This is a genomic window from Methanolobus sp. ZRKC2 (assembly GCF_045291185.1).
GTDB lineage: Archaea > Halobacteriota > Methanosarcinia > Methanosarcinales > Methanosarcinaceae > Methanolobus.
This window is the reverse complement of record NZ_CP146980.1, coordinates 784,468-802,435: the sequence shown is the minus strand read 5'-3', so window position 1 is coordinate 802,435 and position 17,968 is coordinate 784,468. Positions and strand designations below refer to the sequence as shown.

Below are 17,968 nucleotides of genomic sequence, written 5' to 3'. Positions count from 1 at the left end.
GTTTTCAATTACTTTCAGTTGAACTTTTGTAGTTCCACCTGCTGAAACCATAAAAAATAACTGTATTTTTAAAAAAAGTTTGTGGGCTTTCCGTGCCCACTTTATGACATCTATTTTTCAAAGCAATTCTCAAGATGATCCATTGGTATTGGTTTTGTTGCCAGGCTTACGACGATTGCAGCAATGAAAGCCAGAGGTGTGGCAACGAGTATCGGATCAACAACTGTCCATGTGCCTGTCAGTAGCGTGTCAACTCCGAATAGGGCTTTACTAATTCCAAGGGGAACTGCTTCTTTTGCGTGCACGAATCCAAGCCAGAATAAGCTGGCGAATGTTCCTACCAGCAAGCTGGCGATTGCGCCTTCCCTTGTCATGCGTTTCCAGAAGAGCGCTCCTGCGTATGTAGGAAGGAATGCAGCGGCACAGAGCCCGAAGAATATTGCAGTTGCTCTGGCAATTATGCTAATTGGCAGGATGTATGCGAGTATGACACTTACAAGAATTGTAAAGGCTATGGCTATCTTGGTGATATTAACCGTTTGGCCTATATCTCCTTTTTTAATGAATTCCCGGTAAAAATCATGTCCTATAGCCGTTCCCATTGTATGGAACTGTGAACTCAGTGTTGACATCGCAGCAGCAAGCAAAGCAAGCATGAACAGGACAACAAAGATGTCAGGCATGGAGCTATTGATGTATTCGGGTATTATCAGGTCAGTATTACCGCCGGCAACTACAACGGAAATCTGTTCCAGGGTATCAAAGAAGTAAACATTTGAAAGTGCACCGACTGTGAAAGCCACTCCTGTCATCATCAGTATGAATGGTCCTCCTACCAGTACGGCTCTATTGAGGGCTTGATCGTTTTTGACAGTCATGAATCTGACGGCAAGCTGGGGTTGTGCAAGTACTCCTATTCCCACGCCAAGCACAAGCGTTGATACAAGCGTCCACCATATGGGTGATCCGAATGCAGGCATGGCTGTCCATCCGAGATGTCCCCCGTTGGCAAGACTTTCTGGAACCATGCCACTCATTGATGTAAGTGCCGAATGAGCTGCATTTATGCCTCCGAGTTTAATATAAGTAAATATAAGTAAAAATGCCATTCCGACGAACATAAGACTTCCTTGCAGGGCATCTGTATACATGACTGCAATAAGTCCTCCGGTTATAACATAAGCCGCGACAATAACAGTAAGAATAAGCACAGCAACATCATAATTAATATTCAATGTCGCTTCTACGAATCTCGCACCGCCGATCAATACGATGCCGGCATAAAGAGGCATGAATATACCAATAAGGGCACCTGAAAATCCCTGGATAAAGCGTGACTGGAATCTTTTTCCAAGCAATTCCGGGAATGTGACTGCATCCAGCTTCAAGCCCATCCGGCGTGTTCTTTTTCCGAATACCACAAATGCTATGAATATACCTACAAGAATATTCATAAAAGCCAGCCATAGCAAGCCCATTCCAAGTGCACCTGCCGCACCTCCGAATCCTACTATTGCGGAAGTACTGATAAAAGTGGCTCCATACGAAACAGCCAGGATGTAGGGATGGATTTTCCTGCCTGCAACCATGTAATCTTCGGATTCCTTTGTCCTTTTGTACCCAAGCCATCCAAGATAGAAGATGATCATCATGTAGATCAGGACAACAACCCCGAGTACCGGTGTACTTACTGCCATCAGTATACCTCCTCATCAGGTATGCCGGTTGGTTTTACCGTACTGCCAACATCTTCTTCCTGTCCGTCATTCCATTTCAGGGCTCCATATATTATACAGCCTAGCGCACTTAAAAAACAAAGAACGTACGCTATCCATATTTGTGGATCATCGATTCCAAGCATTTTTCATCTCCTTTTTAATTTAATTATAAATCATGATACTCGTTCTGTGTTATATGTTATCACACTCCATTATTTAAATCTATGTAAATTACATTTACAAATAATCAATATGAGGGAAGCCAAAATATCAAAAATAATACTATCAAAAAAATAAAAAAGGCAGTTTTCTGCCTGTAAAATTATTCTTTAAAACACATTTCGAGATGTTCCTGAGGATCGGGTTTTGTTGCCAGGCTTACAAGAATCGCCGTAAGAAATGCCAGGGGAGTAGCGACAAGTATCGGGTCAATTACTGTCCAGGTACCCGTAAGTATGGTATCCACACCGAACAGGGCTTTACTGATTCCCAGGGCACTCGCTTCTTTTGCATGCACGAATGTAAGCCATAAAAGACTACTGAAAGTTCCGACAAGCAGGCTAGCTGTTGCTCCCTGTCTGTTCATACGCTTCCAGAAGAGTGCTCCTGTGTACATAGGGAGAAACGCAGCGGCGCAGATTCCGAAAAATATCGCTGTAGCCCGGGCGATTATTCCGATAGGGAGAATATAAGCAAGTACTACACTGATGAGTATGGTTGTTGCTATTCCCGCTCTCGTGATACTTATTGTTTTAGATACATTTCCTTTCATTAAGAATTCCCTGTAAAAATCATGTCCAATTGCTGTTCCCATTGTATGGAACTGGGAGCTCAATGTTGACATGGCTGCTGCAAGCAATGTCAGGAGGAAGAATATCACAAAATAGTCGGGCATGGCACTGTTGATGTACTCAGGCATGATTACATCAATGTTACCGCCTGCAGCCTCCAGTGATATCATACCTCTTGTGTCCAGGAAGTAAACATTTGAAAGTGCACCTACAACGTAGGCAACTCCTGCCATCATAAAAATGAAAGGTCCTCCTGAGAGCACAGCTCTCTTGAGTGAGCGTGTATTTCTGACAGTCATGAACCTTACCGCAAGCTGTGGCTGTGCAAGCACACCAATTCCAACACCGAGTATTATCGTGGAAAAAAGTGTCCACCAGACGGGTGAGCCGAGCTCGGGCATAGAGGTCCAGCCAGTGTGTCCTATGGCTGCCAGGTTCTCAGGTACGAGGTGAGCCATGTCGGTAAGCGACTGGTGCGCTTCCACGACACCACCAAGTTTAGAGTAAGTAAGAACGAAAAGGATGGCCATACCGATAAACATCAGCCCTCCCTGAAGGGCGTCGGTATACATAACGGCAATGAGTCCGCCTGTTATAACGTAAGCAGCTACTATCGCTGCAAGAATAAGTACTGCACTGTTATATTCGATATTCAGGGCAGTTTCCATGAAACGTGCTCCTCCTATGAGGACACTTCCTGCATACAAGGGCATGAAAATAGTTATCAGTGCACCGGCAAAACCCTGTATGAAACGTGACTGGAACCTCCTCCCGATAAGTTCGGGAAATGTGACTGCCCCAAGATTGACGCCCATGCGCCTGGTCCTTGATCCGAAAAGCACGAATGCTATGAATATACCTACGAAGATATTCATGAAAACAAGCCAGAGCACGCCCATGCCGAAGGCTCCGGCATATCCTCCAAAACCTATGATGGCAGAAGTGCTTATAAACGCCGCACCGTAGGACAGCGCCAGCACAAGTGGGTTAACTTTACGGCCTGCAAGCATATAGTCATCTGAATCCTTTGTTTGCTTATAGCCAAGCCAGCCTAAGTAAAATACTACTATCATGTAGATGAGTACGGCAATGCCAAGGATTGGTGTACTTACCGCCATCAATAAACCTCCTCATCCACTGTTGATGTTGGCTTTGCTGTACTGCAGACAGTCTCGTCCACTCCGTCATTCCATTTCAATGCGCCATATACTATACATCCTATTGCGCTCAGGAAGCACAAAACATATGCAATCCATATTTGTGGGTCGTCTATACCTAACATTTTTCGGTCCCTTGAAATTTTAATGCTATTCGTTAGCACGAAGCATATTTTAAACTTTCGATTTCGGCTAGCACATAGTATTACATTCATGGGATGCAATAATGTCCAAAAGTTTTTTATCGAATCAACATATAGTAGAAATAGTGTTATGGAAAGTATATTTTGTAACACGAATGTACTTTCACTTATATCTGAATATTTTCAATTTACCTCTTTGCATTGAACATGCAAGCAGGCTCTATATGGTCGGGTGCAGAAGCACCCGATTCCTCCCTATAATCATCACTTTTTTACTGTTGCTTCTATAAAAGCAGACTTGCTGATGTTCCTGAAAACCGCAGAGAATCCTGCATTCTCAAATAGTTTAATCCAATCGTTTCCTTCTCTCTTTGTTCCATGATGATGGTTTAAAGGTTCGGCTGCAAGCACCCTTCCCTCATTTGCAAGTACTCTTTTTATCTCTCCAAGAGCCTTTGGAATATTATCCAGATGATGCAGCATGAAGAAACATGTCACAGTGTCGAACTTCCTGTTTTCATAAGGGAGACTATAAACGCTTGCTGCTTCAAATTTTGCATTACTGATATCGTAAATATCAGCGTTTGAATTGCACTGTCGTATCATTCCTTCCAGCAGATCTATTCCAAGTACATTTGCTGAAGCATGTTGCCGGGCAATCTCCAGGGTTGCAGCCCCAAGCCCGCATCCGACATCCAGTACATCCTTTCCTTTTACAAGCGGTATAACTGCGTCAAAGACGGTCTTTTTGAGTTTTTCCATCTCTTGGGACGGGTAGGTTGCTTCCGGGTGATCAAATTCTGTGTAGGGCAATATGGAGTAGACAGAAGAATTGTTTGTTGCAAGCAGGCCTTTGAAATACAACTTGTTGTTGTCGTGTTTTATGAGTTTGACAACAGAAACTCCACCTTCCCTGCAGAACCTTTTGTTCCACTCGTCTCTTTTTTGTGGGAACTCCATATTAAGGGAATCATGGACCACAATATAATGAGTATATTCCTCAAATACGTATGCTGATGCATGAGTATGTTTACTCAGTTCGACTTCACTGACAGATTCTTTCCACAATGCAAGTATTTCCATTGTCTCTTCATCTGCAAAGTTGACCACTTTTCCGATTGGTTTGAACGACATGCTTCCTAATTTGCTTTTGAGGATAAAATCGTTTGTATTTCAAAAATATTTGAAGCCACAACCTATATATACAGTTTCAACATTATTTGAAATGATGGATCCCTATATAACGCATCTTATATCCGTTGGTATTGCATCGTTACAGGAGTATCTAGCTCTGCATGTGCTTTTATGTCTGGTGCCGGCCTTTTTTCTTGCAGGTGCCATAGCATCGTTGTTCTCGAAAGAGTCGGTTCTTAGGTTCTTCGGTGCAGATGCACCAAAGTATATTTCCTATACTGTTGCAGCAGTTTCAGGCTGTCTTCTTGCGGTTTGCAGTTGTACGGTACTGCCCTTGTTTGCAGGTATCTTCAAGAGAGGTGCGGGTATCGGTCCGGCCACAACATTCCTGTTCTCAGCTCCTGCAATAAACATTCTTGCAATAGTGTACACAGCTAAGATTCTGGGCTATGACCTTGGAGTCTCAAGGGCTGTTGCAGCTATTACCCTTTCTGTAGTAATAGGGCTCACCATGGCGTTGATATTTGAGCGGAACAACGGGGAAAGAAAAGCCATAAAAACATTCGGCGAAGAAAAGCATGCTCACAGTGCATGGCTTTTTGTACTACTGCTTGCAATTCTCGTAGCTCCAGAGATCCTGACAACATGGACAGCCAAGGTTATTGTTGAGATTCCTTTGATACTAATTACTGTATATGTCTCCTTTAAATTGTTCACTGCAGAAGAAAGAAAGAGCTGGATGAGTGAGACATGGTTCCTTGTAAAAATGATAACTCCCCTGCTTCTGGTTGGTGTATTCTTTGCAGGAATAATTGTGGAAATCATTCCTGATGAATATGTTGTAGAATATGTGGGTGGAGCTGATGCAGGCTCTTACATCATAGCCTCGGTATCTGCTGCCCTTATGTATTTCTCTACCCTGACAGAGGTGCCTATAATCAGTGCTCTTACCCAGCTTGGAATGGGTGAAGGTCCGGCACTTTCAATGCTTCTTGCAGGTCCTGCCCTGAGCCTTCCGAATATGATTGTGATAAGCCGGATAATGGGTATGAAAAAAGGTATGGCATACATATCATTGGTAGTGATAGTAGCAGCGTTCTCGGGGATGATATTTGCTACCTATTACTTTAGTGGCATCTAGGTTGTGATAACGAATGAGATTACTATTAATATCTGATATACATGCTAACAAAGAGGCCCTTGATGCAGTGTTAAAAGTGCCTCATGATGAAGTTTTCTGTCTTGGTGATATTGCGGATTACGGTCCTTCTCCCTCTGAATGTATTGCTCTTATCCGGGAGAATAATATTGAAACCGTGCTTGGAAACCACGATGCTGCCGTTGGGACCGGAATAGATTGTGGTTGTGGCTACAAGTACAAGCACCTTTCCATAGCAACGAGAGAGTACACCTGGAATTTTCTTGCAGAAGATCATCTGTCCTTCCTGCGTCAGCTTCCCTTTAAGGCTGAGAAAGTTCTGAACGGACAGAGACTCTATTTCACCCACGGCAGCCCGCAATCAAATTATGAGTACATACGCCCTGAAACACCTGATGATGAAGTGGCTGAGATGATTAAAGGAATCGATGCGGATTTTATATTCACAGGACACTCTCACCAGCCTATGGTCAGGGAAGTAAATGGTATAATGATCATTAATCCGGGTTCTGTGGGCCAGCCACGGGATTTGAATCCTCTGGCAAGCTGTGCCGTATTTAATACTGAAACCCGGGATACTGAAATTATACGCTGTAGCTATGATATTGAAAATACCTGCAACAAGATCCGGGAAAGAATGCCTAACGCAGAAGAATTGATATCTATATTAATGAGAGGATACTGATAAACTGGCATATGGTGGCAATAGATGATATTGTCAATAGAAGTGATCTAATGGTATTCATCGCAGTATATGAAGAAAAATGTGTAGGATGCGGATTTTGTGTGGATACATGCCAGAATAGCATTCTTGAACTAAAAGATAGCAAGTGTTTCCCATCGGACATGAATTCATGCAAATATTGCATGGATTGCGTTGCTTCGTGTGACTACGATGCTATCAAGGTATTTATCTGAGATTAAATAGAGGTATGAATATGAAAATAGAGATTTTAGGTTCCGGTTGTGCAAAGTGCAAAAAGACAAAGGAAATAGTTGAACAGGCAGTAACTGAAGCCGGTATTGACGCAGAAATAGTGAAAGTGGAAGATATGGATACTATCCTTTCCTATGGTGTAATGCTGACTCCTGGAGTCGTTGTGGACGGTGATGTCAAAATAGCTGGCAAGATTCCAAGTCTGGATAATGTTAAAAAATGGATATCTTAATCGGTATTTCTCATGACTGGGAATGTAAAATGTTCCTGCGGTTCTGACAGTGTTGGTATATTTCCCTGTGCAGGGGATTCAAATGTAGGTCAACTAAGCAATGCGGTTGCTGTAGGACTGCATAAAATGGGAGTTGGCAATATGATGTGTATGGTAGGTATTGGTGGCCGCAGGTCCGGTCTTCTGAAATCGGCCGAAGGATGTGAGAGAGTAGTTGTAATTGACGGCTGTCCGGTTAACTGTGCAAAGGAAACCATGGAACAGGCAGGTATCCGGATGGACAAACATATTCTGCTGACTGACCTTGGCATACAAAAGAACAAAAATCTGGATATTAATCCTTCAGAGGTGAAAGATATCCTTTCAAAAGTACGTGCGATTCTCTGAACTTATATTTCATTTATCTGTACACCAATTTCGGGACCAAGGAGTGCTACTGTCTTTTTTCCGGTAAGCACTCCGGCGGTTTCCCCCGGATTCACAATAAGTGTTTTGTTTATCTCCTTGCTTCCTGCTACATGAGTGTGTCCTCGAACCACGATATCAAAATGACCTGATTCAGCTATTGCGTTGACTTGGGATTCATATATTCCATGTAGCAGAGCAATGTGTTTTCCTTCGATGTTCAGATCTGCGAAATCTTCACAACATTCGGCACCAATGTTGTTGAATTTTTTTCTGAGCAGGTTTCTGTCCCCGTCGTTGTTGCCAAAGACAAAGTAGAGTCTCGCATCAAGTTCCTTAAAAGCCCTGGATGTGAAAGGTGAAATGATATCACCTGCATGTAACACCGTAGTAACCTTTTTTTCATTGAAGAATTTCACCGCATCTTTTATTGCTTCAAGGTTATCGTGCGAATCCGACATAATTCCGATCATTGGACATCCCTCTATGCCTATAAAGTGAATGAGAATATAAATTATGATCGAAAAAAAGTTTCACTAAAAAGATTATAATTCCTAAGGCAGGATTATTTCTTTCTCAGGATGGCAACTGCAACCAGACTCAGTGCCAGGAATAATGCAGAATTCTGTCCAAGTCCCTGTGTTTCTTCCGCAGTTTCTCCAGAAACCGGTAATTGCTTCTCAGGATTCTCATCTTCGGTCCTTTCATCAGTGTCTGCTTCTTCCATGAGGGCAGGTTCTGATGAAACCAATGCTGTAATTGCAAAGGGAGAAAAACCAGGTGTTTTAGCCTCAAAGAAAACCAAATCGTCATTTTCTTCCACAATGCTGGTTTTCAGTTCGTTCCATTTATCCTCATTAAACCGGTTCAGACGAATTGAACTTGCATCAAATCCATTGCTTGTTAGCCATTCCTTCGGTACACTGAAACCAATGACCGCTTCTTCTATATTCGCTTCGGTTGCATAGCCTGTTTTACCAACCCATATATTAACATGACAGTAAACTTTTCCCGGAGGGTTATCTGTAACAGCGGCAGAGGTGTCTTTAAGGACTTCAATAGTACTCGTTGTCTGCCCGGCGGTCTTGAGGGAATGGTACGAAATAGAGTTGATGGGGTTATCCTGTTCATTGAATTGATAAGAAATATCCGAATTACTGGTGACATAGGTACTTTTTGCTTCTTTCAGGTCGATGTTTTCTACATCTTCGGATCCACCGGAATTACCTCCGCTTCCGCTACCTGAACTTGCCTCAGTGTTTTCCGTTTGTGGAACAATTTCCTCTGTGGGTTCAATAATAGTGATACCTTCGGCTTCAACACTTACTTCAATGGCTTCTCCTACTGAGTTGCTTAATATTAGATTTGAAAGTCCAAGGTCTGAGTAACCGGTATGGTCACCGCTTGAGAATTCGATTTCTGCGAAAACACCATTGTCATCTATCTGAGTTCCGCCAAGTATCGCTGCATACAGGCCGCTGATTGTTCCGCCCTCATTATCGATGGTACCCTTATTGAATATATGCAGGGTTTCTTCACCTCCGAACAAATCTCCTTCTATGACATTGTTTGCTGCTATCAATGAATTGTCGAAATCGACGTCAAGCTGCGCTCCCACAAAGGAAGTATCAGGTTTGACATTTATGTATACACTGAAATTCTGATTCGTCTGCACGGTTGAACTTGACGGAGTAATGCTTACAATGGTTTGAGCAAATGCTGTCTGTGAACCGAATATAAGACAAATTGAAACTGTGGCAATTATGAGAAGTGTGATTTTGTTGGGAAGTAGTTTATCTTTGTGTTCTCGCATCCATACACCTTCATATGTAACAGGGTATGTTATATTAATTAATCTATTTATATATTATTAACTTCCACTTTCTTCTCTTCAAATGTATAAAATTGTTGAATGTCTTCTTCTCTTTTTGAATTCTAAAATACTTCCCTAATTCTTCAGAATCATGAGAGCTTAAATGGATGTACAAATGATCTTTCTTTAAAAATCTGGCTTGTTCGCATATTGCTGTAATGCGTAGACTCTTTATTCTCAAAAATTGTATCGATTTAACGGCACATTTTAGTTCTGCGAATATCCTTCCATTTTTATATGATTCCTGCTATTCCAAGGAAGTTCTTGAATAGGTTTTCCGCATTATTTGTGTACTCCTCACAGATTGCCTGGAAATCGTTCCTGAGTTCATTTGCATTAAGTACGTTCAGGTCCGGGTCCTTTTCAAGCCATATATCGAGCATTTCAGGTGTCAGTTCAAAATGCCCCTGGATTCCGTAAGCATTCTCTCCGACTTTTACTATCTGGTTCCTGCAGAACTTGCCGGTTGCAAGCAACTCCATTTCATCAGTGAGAGCAACTGTTTCACCATGCAGATGAAATATTTTCAGGGATTTGCCCAGCCCATTAAAAAGAGCTTCTTTTTCTTTTCCTCTACATATATCGACTTTAAAGTGTTCTCCGTCAGGCCCTTTAAAGCCAACTTCCCTGACATCACTTTTTTCAATCCTGCCTCCGCATGCCTTAACCAGGACCTGCATTCCAAGACATATCCCCATGTATGGTATTCCGTTATCTATGGCTGCTCTGACTTTTTGAAGTTCGTCAGTCATTTTTCCAGTCATGTCATTGGCACTATCTGGACCACCAAAAACGAAAATTGCAGCATAGTTTAGTGGATCAGGTATATCTTCCCCGGAATCGGGTTCAGCAACATCATATGATATCCTGCTCTCATCCAGAATCTTCTTGAGGATTCCTTCTCCTTCTCTGGAAATATTTTTGACAATTAGTACTTTCATATTTATTAAAGGAAAAGGTTTTCATAAGTATTTTATCAGCAATTACATAAGAAAAAAGACTTTTCTGTGAGGATGAATAACAAACTGTGCAGGCAAGTATTGGCCAAAAGAAAACCCTGAGAAAATGCTGCCACCTCAGCACTTAATACTCATACTCCACAACTGATGAATCACGGTTCTCAGGGTTCTTTTTTTGACGGCTCGGGTAATAAAGTACCACCATTTAATACCACGTCATAATATGGATACACATGTTCTGTGCATTTCATGTGCAATCTATCTTCATTACTGTTCTACTATATATACTTATTGCACTTTGATAAATCAAGTATTTCTCATTATAATGATATAGGCTCAAAAACAGTACAATTTAATTCAGCAAATTCCAAGATATCAGTCATTGAAAACATTGCTCACTGCACTGGAATAATTAGAATAGGCGTGCTCATTGAAGCAAACAAGTCTGATATCTGTCAACAGATTATCATTTAGAAGGAACTCTTTTATGGTGCTGGCAGCGATAACAGAGGCCCTGTCAGCAGGAAATCCATAGGCTCCGATACTGATTCCCGGAAAGGCTATGCTTTTTATATTGTGCCTGACTGCAAGCTCAAGGGAATTCCGGTATGAACTCGCAAGCAATAGGTCTTCTTCAACATTTCCTCCCTGCCATACCGGCCCCACAGTATGTATCACCCATTTTGCAGGCAGCCAATAGCCCCGGGTTATCCGTGCTTCACCTGTCGGGCATCCTCCGAGGGTTTTGCATTCTTCAAGAAGCTGGGGACCTGCCGCCAGATGTATTGCACCGTCAACTCCTCCTCCACCAAGAAGGGAGTTATTCGCTGCATTGACAATTGCATCAACTTCCTGTTCAACGATATCTCCTTCGATTACACTGACAAGGCTACTGATACTCACTGGTTCACATTCCTGAAGCTATTTTCTGTTTATATGTAGCTCTTAGCCAAATATATCCTTTGCTTGTGACTGTGTTCTAAGAAACCTTTAAAGTCGGTTAAAGTCCTACTATATAGAAAAATAAAAGGAAGAGAGAGCATGGATGAAGTCACGCAGGAGATACTTGATGTCTTGAAGGAGATAAACAGTGTTCCCAGATGTTCGGGGCATGAGGAAAGGATTGCAAACTGGCTGAAAGAATGGTCCCTGGACAATGATTTCAATTTCAAGTTCGACAGTGTGAATAATATACTCATCAGCGTGCCTGCATCAGAAGGATACGAAAAATCACCTGCGATAGTAATACAGGGTCACATGGATATGGTCTGTGAGAAGAACCCTGATTCTCTTCATGATTTTGAAAATGATTCCATCGAGCAGTACATCGAAGGTGACTGGCTAAGAGCCAGGGGGACAACCCTGGGAGCGGATAACGGGATTGCTCTTGCTATGGCACTGGTAATTGCAAAGGATAAAGAATTACCTCATCCTCCTCTTGAGTTGCTCTTTACAGTCGATGAGGAAACAGGTCTTACTGGCGCCAACGAACTGATGCCGGATTTCATTTCCGGGAAAATATTGTTTAATGTTGATTCAGAAGATGAAGGTGTTTTTGTTATCGGCTGCGCCGGTGGAATGAACACTATCATTAGCATATCCCTGAAATTCACACCTGTCCCTGAGGATTATATCGTATGCAAACTGGCGGTTGATGGGTTGGCAGGTGGGCATTCAGGTGTGGATATACATGAAAAAAGAGCTAATGCCAATAAAATACTGGCAATGGTTCTTGACACTCTGATTTTGAATTTTGACCTGTATCTCATCCATATGGATGGTGGTTCGGCCCATAATGCTATCCCACGCCAGGCAGAAGCCACGATTGCAGTTTCTCCTGATGATCATGAAAACATTTTGTCTCTCACTCGGGATATTGAAAAGGATGCAAGGCTGGAGTACAGTGAAAATGATCCGGTTTTGTCCATAGGGCTGACAGAACAGACATGCAAGGATGAAATCTTTTCAATTAATAAAGACCTCTCAGAAAGGATAGTCAGTCTTCTGGTACAGTTGCCTCATGGTGTTGCCATGATGTCGGAAGATGTTCCAGGCCTTGTGGAGACATCAAACAATCTTGCAACTATTAAAATGGAGGACAATGATCTTGTGATACTTTCCAGCCAGCGTAGTTCTACTGATTCGGGACTTGCTGAAATAACAAAAGAAATAGAAGCTATTTCAGCTTCTTCAGGTGCAAATGTTCTTCATAATGGCGGATATCCTGCCTGGCAGCCGGATCTTGATTCTCCTCTTTTGCAGCGATGCAAGGGTGTTTACAGGGATACTTTCGGAGAAGAAGCCAGCATCGAGGTAATACACGCAGGGCTTGAATGCGCCGTAATAGGCTCGAAGTTTCAGGAAATGGATATGATATCCTTTGGGCCGACTATCAAGAACCCGCATTCTCCAGCTGAAAGATTGCATGTGCCCTCGGTTTTGAAAGTCTGGAAGTTCCTGACAGCGCTTTTGGCTTCTTTTTCTTGAAATCATTGCTTCGAACAAGGCAAATACCTGAACAACATATTCCCTGTGGGGACAATGCAGGGTATCCAGAATTTTCCAAGACCGATAGTACTTGTAAGCAAATGCCTTGAATTCGAGAATGTGCGTTATAACGGGCAGCTTATTCATTCACAAGTTGTCAGGGATCTGGAGCCAATGGTCGATTTCATAAAGGTATGTCCAGAGGTCGGAATAGGCCTCGGCGTTCCCCGTGAACCCATCAGGATAGTAAAGGAAGATGACAACTATCGTCTTGTCCAGCCAAAGACAGGAAGGGATGTCACAACGGAAATGGACGATTTTACGGACAATTTCATGGATCGTCTGGATGATGTAGATGGCTTTATCTTCAAGTCAGGTTCTCCTACTATCGGGATCAGGAATATTAAAGTCTATTCTGGCACTAGTATGGCACCTGTGGTCGAAAGAGGTGCAGGATTCTTTGCAAAGAAGATCATTGCAAGGTATGCCGGTCATCCTATGGAGGAGGATGACAGGCTGCGTAATTACAGGATACGTAATCATTTTCTGACACAATTGTACACGTTTGCAGATTTCAGGTGCGTAAAAAGATCACTTTCCCAGAAAGAGCTTGAGGTATTTAACAGAAAGAACTACTTCCTTTTTTCTTTCTATGACGATAGCGTTTACGGGAAAATGTGTGAATTATTGGAACAAGTCAGCACCAGAGGTTTAGAAAAAACTGTTGAAGCCTATGAGACATTGCTCAAAGACCTTATGCAAAAACCCGGAGACCTTGAATCCGGGGTTGTCGTCGCAAGAAAGATAGTTTCTCCATTTAACGAGTCCATGCCGTCCGGTGAAAAGCAGTTCTTTGAGAACTTGCTTCGAAATTACATTGAAAAAAGGATAGATGAGGACGCACTACAGGAAGTTCTTCGGCTCCTGGTGCTTCACTACGATGCTGAAAATGTTAAAAATTATACCTTCCTGTATCCTTATCCGGATATTCTTCGGATGCCATGTGATGGAAAAAGGGATAAGGATTACTGGAGTGATCACTGATAGTCCTTTTTCGGGCAAATAAATCAGGTGATCAGATGCATCGTTTTCAGGAAGAAATAAGTTCGTGTATTGATTGTAAGAAATGCTGGGATGTATGCCCGGCCAATGTGGTGACAGAAGGCAATCGTTTCACGCCCCAAGGTAAAATTGAGAGTCTTGCAAAGATTGTTGCAGGTGGGAAACTGTCACAGGATGAGTTTGATAACATCTACCTTTCCACACGTTGCGGTGCCTGTGATGACGTATGTCCTATGGATATTCCCATAACGGATATCATCCAGTACGAGAGGCAATTGCTGGCAGAACAGGGAAAGGAGCCTGAAAAGACTACAATGATATCCGAGAACATCCTTTACCGGAATAGTCCCGGCAGTATGGACCCTGCAAAGAGGTTTGACTGGGTTACCGATGATCTTGAAATTGCTGAAAACTCTGATATCGCCTACATGGCAGGTTGCTGGGTGGCACACAGCCAGCCCGATATAGCTAGGGCAACAATAAGGCTTCTTAACCATGCAGGTATCAAGCCGATGATAATGAAGGAAGAGAAATGCTGTGGGCTTTTCCTCATAGACAACGGCCATTTCGAACAGGCGGCCGAGCATGCAAAAAACTTTGTTGATTATATTGAATCCCTGGGAATCAGTAAAGTTATTACTTCATGTCCTGGTTGCTATCTGGTCCTGGGTCGTGAGTATCCGAAACTTTACAGGGAATTGAATTTTGAGGTTGAGCATTCTCTCAACATCTTCAAGGACATGATCGCTGATGGCACACTAAAACCAGAGAAGCTGGATTATACTGTTTCAGTCAGGGATGCATGCCCCATGAGAGAGTCAAAGGATGTTCCACGCGGTATTCTGGCTAGCATGGGTGTGGAGGTAAAGGAGCTCTTCGATGGCAGGCAGGTCTGCTGCGGAGGACCGGCCGGCCTTAAACCAAACTTCCCGGATATAGCAACCGATATTGCCATGCTGTCGATTAGTGATTACAAGGATAAGGCGGATATGATGGTTTCGTACTGTCCCTTCTGTATGCATCATATGGGAGGCGTTTCCAAGTCAAAGGATGAAACTATGGAAATGAAAGACATCTCCGTGCTTCTGGCTGAAAGTGTGCTCGGGAAATGAGGAAAGGCTCCTCATTCCACGAGCTTTGATTTCTCTTCCGTACAAGTGACACAGTCAGTATCCCTGATATATTCCTGATCAGTGGAAGGTATCTGCTTTATGTATGGTCCGAGGACCATGTCTTTGTACGCTCCTCCTGCCGGAACCTTGGGATAGAGGGTTTCCTCCCTGTCTGTGCAGATTTCCATGAAACACGGCCCTTCAGCATCTAGGAAGACCTCAAGTTCATCCTTCAGGCTGTTCTTTTCGGTTATTCTCTTTGCGTACTCGAAACCAAATGATTTTGCAATTTCTGCGAAGTGAACATCTTTTTGTCTTTGTGTCCCGGTTCTGATTCCCTCATAAGCAGCATCCTGCAGATTCTGGACCATGCCGTCGCTCCTGTTATTTAGCAGGAGTATTTTGACGGGTATATTCAGTGAAGCGATGGTATGCAGTTCTCCAAGATTCATCCTGAGACTACCGTCCCCGTCGATTGCGATGATTTTTGCATCCGGGTTAGCATAGTGAACGCCGATAGCCGTTGGCATGGAGAAACCCATCGTTCCGAAGGAACCTGATGTCATGAAGGACTTTACTTTCTGCATGGTAAGGTACTGGGCTGCAAGCATCTGATGATTGCCGACACCTGTTGTTATCATGGTGTTTTCGTCAATGCAGTCTGCAAGAAGCGCCATTATCCCGGCGGATTGAATCTGCTCGGACTTCCTGTTATAATCAAGGGGCCAGGAATTCTTCAGGAATCTTGCACGATCCTGCCATTCCTGAATATCCAGTTTGATATCGTGTTTCCTGGCGTAGTCCAGAAGGTCCCGGATAGCTGTGGCAGCATCCCCGATGAACGTGAATTTCGGGCCACGCTCGATCTTGATCTGGTGCATCTTCTCGGGATTGATATCGATGTAGGCTATGTCGATGCCGATAGCAAACCCGACCTTTTCCGCAACCCTGTCATCCCAGCGGACGCCGATAGCGAAGAAGAAATCGTTCTCCTGTATGAGCATGTTGGCATATGGTGTGCCGAACATCCCGAGCATGCCAAGGTTGAGCTCGTCCCGTCCGTCAATAACACCCTTTGCCATGAGGGTATTGACAGATGGTATCCGGAAATACTCATTAAACTCCCTGATAGCCTGGCTACCTGCTTCTGAGTTCAGACCGCCTCCGAGATACAGCAGTGGTCGCTTTGAGTTCAGGAACAACTCAAAGAACTCCTCGCATTGTTCTTCACAAAGGTGCCTGTCATCGTGGTAGCTTTCCTCAAAACGCATGATGTTGATGTCCTGGTATTCGTGCATCTTCTGCTGTTTATCCAGAGGAATATCTATGACAACAGGTCCGGGCTTTCCCGACTTAGCAAAGTAGTATGCGTCCTTGATCATCGACTCGAGGTCATCATCATTTGAAACCTGAATAACCTTCTTGGCAGCCTCTCCAAAGATACCCTTGACATTGATGTGCTGGAAGGAGTCGGTACCTATCTTATGCTCGGGGACCTGCCCTGCAAAAACAAGCAGGGGAATGCTGTCTCCATAGGCATCTGCAACACTTGTGAGGGTGTTGGTAATTGCAGGTCCGGATGTGACTATAGCAACACCGACCTCATTGCTCGACCTGGAATAACCGGCCGCACTGAAAGCCGCCGACTGCTCATTAGAGTTGATGATTATATCGATGTCACTCTTCTCAAGTGCATGGAAAACCGGCAGTATTGCAGCTCCGGTATAACCGAAAATTTGTTTGACCCCGAGGTCTTCCAGACATTTAACTAAGACTTCTGCTCCATTCATTTCTTCCATTTTGATTCTCCATGAAAGAAACGATCCCGGCACAGGATACACTATTCAGTAATTAACCAGAAAATACGCGCACTTGAGCCAGAAAAGTTTCTTTTGTTAGCTCAAGCGTTTAGCACTACCACTACTACGGACACAGGTACATTGGGTACGGTGTGAGTTGTGGTAGGGTTAGACATTATCTGAGAATTGGGGGAGGTGATATTTAAGGGTTATTGCTTGCTTTAAATACGATTATTTTACTTTCTCTCGATAAAATAATTTACCTCAAATGTCTAGGATAATCATAAGTAGAAAAGTTAGAAAGAAAACAGTTGATACAAATGAAAGTTTTCTCCAAGCAGAGAATTCATATTTGAAATGACTGCCAATCAGATCTGTGGTGATTGGTAGTATGGCAATACCTGTAACCAAAAATAGAAGAGTAACTCCAATTCCTTCGTCAGGCTCAACAAATGCTCCAAGTATAATTAATATTCCCAGTGCATAACTAAGAAGAGAGCCAATTTGGAAAATGCTTTGGAAGCTATATTTGTTGTTATTATTTTTGCTTGTATTGATGGATTGCAGGCTAGTCCCTTCTATGCTTGAATACTGTATGACATTTATCGGAATCACATGTTTTTCCCACTTATGGTCATTGTATGTTATAGTTGCTTTAATGGACTCCTTATGTACGCATCCCAATGATTTGAGAATAAACTTTACAGTCCGTAAAGTGGCAGGAGGTGCACTACCTAATTTCAGGACATTGTTACCCTCCAATTCGAAGAGTGATTCACTATAATCCAAAATTACCTGAACGTCAGTGGCTATTATATCTTCATTGTTTGTTAGCCTTATACCGAATCTGACTTTATTGTCAGAAAAGACTTCATCTTCTCTGAATATTTCAATTTCCATAAACAACCAGCGAAATTAATTTACTCGCTAATATAAAGATATTTTCATATGATTAATTTGCTTCCTCAACATTTAGTAACCAGATTTGTAACCTTGCAGC

General features: G+C 42.9%; 19 protein-coding genes. 8 read left to right on the top strand and 11 right to left on the bottom strand.

The window, feature by feature from the left end:
• Window positions 1–110: 110 nt before the first annotated feature.
• From V7O62_RS03790 to V7O62_RS03770, 5 genes are all read right to left on the bottom strand, one after another.
• Window positions 111–1,697: a sodium:solute symporter gene (locus V7O62_RS03790; RefSeq protein WP_406657689.1), complete on the bottom strand. Its 1,587-nt coding sequence runs from the start codon at window positions 1,695–1,697 to the stop codon at window positions 111–113.
• The gene (locus V7O62_RS03785; protein ID WP_406657688.1) at window positions 1,697–1,861 is read right to left on the bottom strand and encodes a symporter small accessory protein; all 165 of its coding nucleotides are present in this window, start codon (window positions 1,859–1,861) and stop codon (window positions 1,697–1,699) included. Before V7O62_RS03785 ends, V7O62_RS03790 begins: the two co-directional genes overlap by 1 nt.
• A gap of 179 nt (window positions 1,862–2,040) precedes the next feature.
• Window positions 2,041–3,627 (bottom strand): sodium:solute symporter, encoded by a 1,587-nt coding sequence (locus V7O62_RS03780; protein ID WP_406657687.1) that lies wholly within the window; start codon window positions 3,625–3,627, stop codon window positions 2,041–2,043.
• Window positions 3,627–3,791: a symporter small accessory protein gene (locus V7O62_RS03775; RefSeq protein WP_406657686.1), complete on the bottom strand. Its 165-nt coding sequence runs from the start codon at window positions 3,789–3,791 to the stop codon at window positions 3,627–3,629. Before V7O62_RS03775 ends, V7O62_RS03780 begins: the two co-directional genes overlap by 1 nt.
• 282 nt (window positions 3,792–4,073) lie before the next feature.
• Entirely contained in the window at window positions 4,074–4,943 is an 870-nt protein-coding gene (locus tag V7O62_RS03770) for a class I SAM-dependent methyltransferase (protein ID WP_406657685.1), read from the bottom strand.
• A 91-nt stretch (window positions 4,944–5,034) separates the two neighbouring features.
• Here V7O62_RS03770 and V7O62_RS03765 point away from each other — a divergent pair, with 91 nt between their 5' ends.
• From V7O62_RS03765 to V7O62_RS03745, 5 genes are read left to right on the top strand one after another with little or no spacing between them, the layout of a single operon-like run.
• Window positions 5,035–6,084: a permease gene (locus tag V7O62_RS03765; RefSeq protein ID WP_406657684.1), complete on the top strand. Its 1,050-nt coding sequence runs from the start codon at window positions 5,035–5,037 to the stop codon at window positions 6,082–6,084.
• A 13-nt stretch (window positions 6,085–6,097) separates the two neighbouring features.
• Window positions 6,098–6,787 (top strand): metallophosphoesterase family protein, encoded by a 690-nt coding sequence (locus V7O62_RS03760; RefSeq protein WP_406657683.1) that lies wholly within the window; start codon window positions 6,098–6,100, stop codon window positions 6,785–6,787.
• A gap of 11 nt (window positions 6,788–6,798) precedes the next feature.
• On the top strand, window positions 6,799–7,020 hold the full coding sequence (locus tag V7O62_RS03755) for a 4Fe-4S binding protein (RefSeq protein ID WP_406657682.1): 222 nt from the start codon (window positions 6,799–6,801) through the stop codon (window positions 7,018–7,020).
• A 20-nt stretch (window positions 7,021–7,040) separates the two neighbouring features.
• Window positions 7,041–7,271, top strand: a complete 231-nt coding sequence (locus V7O62_RS03750) for a thioredoxin family protein (RefSeq protein WP_406657681.1) — start codon at window positions 7,041–7,043, stop codon at window positions 7,269–7,271.
• A 12-nt stretch (window positions 7,272–7,283) separates the two neighbouring features.
• Entirely contained in the window at window positions 7,284–7,658 is a 375-nt protein-coding gene (locus tag V7O62_RS03745; RefSeq protein ID WP_406657680.1) for a putative zinc-binding protein, read from the top strand.
• 2 nt (window positions 7,659–7,660) lie between these two features.
• Here V7O62_RS03745 and V7O62_RS03740 read toward each other — a convergent pair whose 3' ends face one another.
• The 4 genes from V7O62_RS03740 to V7O62_RS03725 form a co-directional block, all read right to left on the bottom strand.
• On the bottom strand, window positions 7,661–8,149 hold the full coding sequence (locus V7O62_RS03740) for a metallophosphoesterase (protein WP_406657679.1): 489 nt from the start codon (window positions 8,147–8,149) through the stop codon (window positions 7,661–7,663).
• Between the two features lie 92 nt (window positions 8,150–8,241).
• The gene (locus V7O62_RS03735; protein ID WP_406657678.1) at window positions 8,242–9,489 is read right to left on the bottom strand and encodes a PGF-pre-PGF domain-containing protein; all 1,248 of its coding nucleotides are present in this window, start codon (window positions 9,487–9,489) and stop codon (window positions 8,242–8,244) included.
• Between the two features lie 293 nt (window positions 9,490–9,782).
• On the bottom strand, window positions 9,783–10,490 hold the full coding sequence (locus V7O62_RS03730) for a type 1 glutamine amidotransferase (protein WP_406657677.1): 708 nt from the start codon (window positions 10,488–10,490) through the stop codon (window positions 9,783–9,785).
• A gap of 393 nt (window positions 10,491–10,883) precedes the next feature.
• Window positions 10,884–11,411 carry an O-acetyl-ADP-ribose deacetylase gene (locus tag V7O62_RS03725; protein ID WP_406657676.1) on the bottom strand — a complete coding sequence of 176 codons (528 nt, stop codon included), beginning with the start codon at window positions 11,409–11,411 and terminating at the stop codon, window positions 10,884–10,886.
• 138 nt (window positions 11,412–11,549) lie between these two features.
• Here V7O62_RS03725 and V7O62_RS03720 point away from each other — a divergent pair, with 138 nt between their 5' ends.
• Genes V7O62_RS03720 through V7O62_RS03710 form a run of 3 tightly spaced genes read left to right on the top strand, consistent with a single transcriptional unit; the run spans window position 11,550 to window position 15,169 of the window.
• Entirely contained in the window at window positions 11,550–12,995 is a 1,446-nt protein-coding gene (locus V7O62_RS03720) for an aminoacyl-histidine dipeptidase (protein WP_406657675.1), read from the top strand.
• Between the two features lie 54 nt (window positions 12,996–13,049).
• Entirely contained in the window at window positions 13,050–14,039 is a 990-nt protein-coding gene (locus tag V7O62_RS03715; protein ID WP_406658330.1) for a YbgA family protein, read from the top strand.
• Window positions 14,040–14,074: 35 nt separating this feature from the next.
• Window positions 14,075–15,169 (top strand): (Fe-S)-binding protein, encoded by a 1,095-nt coding sequence (locus tag V7O62_RS03710; protein WP_406657674.1) that lies wholly within the window; start codon window positions 14,075–14,077, stop codon window positions 15,167–15,169.
• Between the two features lie 11 nt (window positions 15,170–15,180).
• On the opposite strand, the gene V7O62_RS03705 is transcribed toward V7O62_RS03710, so the two are convergent.
• Together V7O62_RS03705 and V7O62_RS03700 are read right to left on the bottom strand one after the other, a co-directional pair.
• Window positions 15,181–16,968 carry a thiamine pyrophosphate-binding protein gene (locus tag V7O62_RS03705; RefSeq protein WP_406657673.1) on the bottom strand — a complete coding sequence of 596 codons (1,788 nt, stop codon included), beginning with the start codon at window positions 16,966–16,968 and terminating at the stop codon, window positions 15,181–15,183.
• Between the two features lie 264 nt (window positions 16,969–17,232).
• Window positions 17,233–17,868 carry a hypothetical protein gene (locus V7O62_RS03700; RefSeq protein WP_406657672.1) on the bottom strand — a complete coding sequence of 212 codons (636 nt, stop codon included), beginning with the start codon at window positions 17,866–17,868 and terminating at the stop codon, window positions 17,233–17,235.
• Window positions 17,869–17,968: the final 100 nt, after the last annotated feature.